General features: G+C 51.6%; 3 protein-coding genes. 1 reads left to right on the top strand and 2 read right to left on the bottom strand.

All coding sequences use genetic code 11. The features are described from left to right. Positions 1-591: 591 nt before the first annotated feature. Complete coding sequence (locus tag AWU74_RS10310; RefSeq protein WP_162504819.1) at positions 592-918, bottom strand: hypothetical protein; 327 nt, start codon at positions 916-918, stop codon at positions 592-594. A gap of 1,159 nt (positions 919-2,077) precedes the next feature. Beyond that, complete coding sequence (locus AWU74_RS10300) at positions 2,078-2,557, bottom strand: hypothetical protein (RefSeq protein WP_162504817.1); 480 nt, start codon at positions 2,555-2,557, stop codon at positions 2,078-2,080. Positions 2,558-2,586: 29 nt separating this feature from the next. Between AWU74_RS10300 and AWU74_RS10295 the strand changes: the two genes are divergently transcribed. Further along, positions 2,587-2,850: a hypothetical protein gene (locus tag AWU74_RS10295; protein ID WP_162504816.1), complete on the top strand. Its 264-nt coding sequence runs from the start codon at positions 2,587-2,589 to the stop codon at positions 2,848-2,850. Positions 2,851-2,971: the final 121 nt, after the last annotated feature.

Here is a 2,971-nt window from a genome sequence, read left to right as displayed (position 1 = left end):
CGTCATTGAAAACGTCTTCCGTGCCCTCAAGCGCTGGCGGGGAATTGCTACGCGCTATGCAAAGCTCACCGCTTCCTTCATCGCCGCCATTCATGTCAGGTGTTTGTTCCTCTACCTTCCAGTCCACGCTACCTAGGGCGGGCACGTACTCCCCGCATGTGCATAAAAAAGAGCGGGGGGTTCGCCCCGCTCTTGCGTCCTGCCTCTATGCCGACTGTCGGTCGGATCGCTCGGTAGACAACTATGCGGAAACCGCCCGCATATCGCTCGGTAGGCACGGTAGTCGCTTACCCGTATTGCGGCTCTCTTTCGCCCTTCGGAAGCCTTCTTGATAAACACGGCAGCCGCTTATCCGTAGTACAGAACAAAGGCTTTCGCCCGTCGGCAAGACCGCTCGGTAGCCCCGCTGGCGGAAGCCGCCGCGTTTGGGCATAAAAAAAGCGCGGGGCGTTCGCCCTGCTCTTATGCGTCTATGCCTCTGTACCGGGTTACCCGCGCTCCGCGCGGGTAACTCCGCTAATGCCTAAACCAACTGCCATAGCGCCAGTCAAAACGTTCTTTGTCATTTTTTTGTTCCGTTCCGCAACGGCTTTATTTCCAGTCAGTACGCCAGCCGAATATAGCTGAAACCTCATACCCTTCTATTGATATAATCTTTGTTACATCAACGATAGTAGAATTGTAATGACGATGATAAGGTATTCCAGCGTCTCGCAAATGACGTTCGTATCTGTTCTGACTGTCAATCCAACTATTGAAACTAAATGCCTCTTTTGAAAGCGTGAAGTAGATCTTCCCATTCATTAACTGCCCAAAAACTGTTTTCATCAAATTCTGTCCTGCCTCTGTGCCGACTGTCGGTAGGCTTGCTCGGTAGCCCCGCTGGCGGAAGCCGCCCGCATATCGCTCGGTAGGCACGGTAGCCGCTTACCCGTATTGCGGCTCTCTTTCGCCCTTCGGCAAACCTTCTTGATAAACACGGTAGGCGCTTACCCGTAGTATGGCATATAGGCTTCCGCCCCCGGTCGGATCGCTCGGCAGACAACTGCGCGGAAACCGCCCGCGCCCGTCGGCAAGACCGCTCGGTAGCCTCGCTGGCGGAAGCCGCCGGCAAAGCCTTCTTGATAAACTCGGTAAATGCTTATCCGCCCTATGGCTCTCTGTCCTTACCTCTATGCAGAGTTCCTTCAGGGAACTGTCGCAAGCCTACGGCTTGCTACCGAGTTTGCTTACCGCAAACCCGCGGTGAATCGCTCGGCAGGGCACACGGGCGGGCACGAGGCATCTTACAGGGCGGGCACGAGGCGCCTGCAAAAGCAGTCGCTCGGCAGGGCACACGGGCGGGAACACTCGGCAAACCTTCTTGATAAACACGGTAGGCGCTTACCCGTAGTATGGCATTTAGGCTTCCGCCCCTCGGTTGGATTGCTCGGTAGCCCCGCTTGCGGGCAGGTACTCCCCGCGCCGCGTTCGGGCATAAAAAAAGAGCGGGGCGCGCGTCCCGCTCTTATGCGTCCTGCCTCTATGCCGACTGTCGGTCGGATCGCTCGGCAGACAACTATGCGGAAACCGCCCGCATATCGCTCGGTAGGCACGGTAGCCGCTTACCCGTAGTATGGCATTTAGGCTTCCGCCCCCGGTAGGATTGCTCGGCAGACAACTGCGCGGAAACCGCCCGCGCCCTTCGACAAGACCGCTCGGTAGCCCCGCTTGCGGGCAGGTACTCCCCGCGCCGCGTTCGGGCATAAAAAGAGCGGGGGTTTCGCCCCGCTCTTTCGCGTCCTGCCTTCTTCCCTATACGTTACCAACCATATGCAAACCATTCGACATTGCTTGCATCGATGATATGATATTTATCATCGTCATTTACTCTTTCGAAAGTATAACCCCCATCTCTCAAAGGGTCTACTAATGATTTTTCACTTTCAGCGTAAAGATATGTTGCTAAAACAAGTTCAGGAACAGTTGCGCCTTCATGAGCCTTAGAAAAAGCTTCAATTATCTTTGGCGGATCCTTTTTATTCCAATTGAAGTTACTGCCAGCTGTTGCAAAATTGAGACCTGTTGCATATTTTACTCACGTTTCCTTTCCGTTCATTCTGAAATACGCATTGCCTCTATGAAGTCCAAATCCGGTCACTAAATTATAATTCAATCCAGTGCCATATATTAGATCCGTAGGAAAACTAACCCAATAATAACCATGTTGGTATTTATTAGAGTTTGTTTCTGTTTCTGCTCCAGCTGCTTTTATCTGCTTTTCCCACTGTCTAATATCGTCTCGCCACCATTCGTAAATGGTAGTAACGCCGCCATACTCTGACGAATAACCATCACAATCCCCACTTGCTGTTGAACCATTTTTGAAATAGAACTTATAGTTCCCATCTCTAAAACGTGCTGCCGAAGCTTTTCTTTCTGGTCCTGCAGCAGTTCCGTCGCCGCTTTCGTTTGGTTCATTGGCGAAGCCGTCACACCCTAAAATGCTGGCGCCAGCGGTTGCTGCAACGGCGATAATTGCGGCAGCGTTTATGGCTGCCTTTTTGAACTTGGTCATTTTTCTTTTCCTCCGGCAATGCGTTTACTATGCGTAACAGTATACAACACGCTCCGCACCCTGTCAATAAGTTATTTTGCACAAAAGCGGCGTCAAATGACCCGCTCATAAAAACCTCCGGGTCACTCATACGATTTTATGAGCGGCGCATAAAAACCTCTGAGTCACTCATACGATTTTATGAGCGACGCATAAAAACCTCTGAGTCACTCATACGATTTTATGAGCGACGCATAAAAACCTCTGAGTCACTCATACGATTTTATGAGCGGCGCATAAAAACCTCTGAGTGACGCATAAAATTTTATGAGTGACGCATAAAATCCTATGAGCGACTCAAAAACGCCGCCAAAGGTCGCGTCCGGTCTTGCCTGTACGCCGTGTATCTCTATGTAAAACAAAGATTTTACCGCC

It is taken from the genome of Treponema endosymbiont of Eucomonympha sp. (assembly GCF_001028545.1).
The sequence above is the reverse complement of the archived record's forward strand: the minus strand, read 5'-3'. Positions and strand labels throughout refer to the sequence as shown.

Bases quoted from the DNA above. Each gene is read 5' to 3' on its own strand.
- AWU74_RS10300 (WP_162504817.1), bottom strand. From the start codon at position 2,557: ATGACCAAGTTCAAAAAGGCAGCCATAAACGCTGCCGCAATTATCGCC.
- AWU74_RS10295 (WP_162504816.1), top strand. From the start codon at position 2,587: ATGCGTAACAGTATACAACACGCTCCGCACCCTGTCAATAAGTTATTT.